Source organism: Streptomyces sp. NPDC001890 (assembly GCF_042891445.1).
GTDB lineage: Bacteria > Actinomycetota > Actinomycetes > Streptomycetales > Streptomycetaceae > Streptomyces.
In genome coordinates this window covers 1-842 of sequence record NZ_JBIATE010000070.1, presented here as the reverse complement: position 1 = coordinate 842, position 842 = coordinate 1, and the positions used below count along the sequence as shown (strand labels likewise).

Sequence of the window (842 nt, the reverse complement as noted above, 5' to 3'; positions counted from 1 at the left end):
GGAGGGGTTCTTCGATTGCGATGGCGTCGTCGGTGCGTCCGGCCTGCCGGTAGGAGGCGGCGAGGCTGGCGCGGGCGGTCAGGGTGTCGGGGTGTTCGTTGCCCAGGATTCGCTCGCGGTTGGCGAGGACGTGTTCGAGGAGGTTGATGGCGTCGTTGGTGCGTCCGGCCTGCTGGTAGGAGGTGGCGAGGTTGGCGCGGGTGGTCAGGGTGTCGGGGTGTTCGTTGCCCAGGATTCGCTCGCGTTGGGCGAGGACGTGCTCTTTGATTTCGATGGCGTCGTTGGTGCGTCCGGCCTGCTGGTAGGAGGTGGCGAGGTTGGCGCGGGTGGTCAGGGTGTCGGGGTGTTCGTCGCCGAGCAGTCGTTCGCAGTCGGCGAGGACGTGCTCTTTGATTTCGATGGCGTCGTTGGTGCGTCCGGCCTGCTGGTAGGAGGCGGCGAGGTTGGCGCGGGCGGTCAGGGTGACGCGGTGTTCGTTGCCCAACAGCCGCTCACCTTCGGCGACCATGTGTTCCCAGTACGTCGAGGAGGCGCTGTGCAGGTGAGCGTTGAGGAGGCTTGTTCCCGCACGGAAGAGCACAGGGTGGGCGTTGGGCGTCCATAGGGAATCTCCGGCATGGGTGGTGAGGGAGTCCGTGTTAGCGCGTAGCGTGCTGGCCAGTTCGCGCTGGGCGTGGTCAGAGTTTGGCCATATCTCGACGAGGGCATCGGCAGCGATGACGGCGGTCGCCGGCTGCTGGTCCTGAGGGATGGTCTCGCGTACGGCTCGGGCGGTGAGCGCGTGGATACGCACTGCGCGGAGGCTGTCGGTGGAGTCGTACGTGATCAGTCCGTACCGGTCG

At 66.6% G+C, this 842-nt stretch carries 1 protein-coding gene; it reads right to left on the bottom strand.

Annotation, left to right across the window (positions count from 1 at the left end):
- A partial coding sequence (locus ACFYY1_RS42885) for a tetratricopeptide repeat protein (protein ID WP_388595513.1) occupies nt 1–842 on the bottom strand: 842 nt, incomplete at both ends.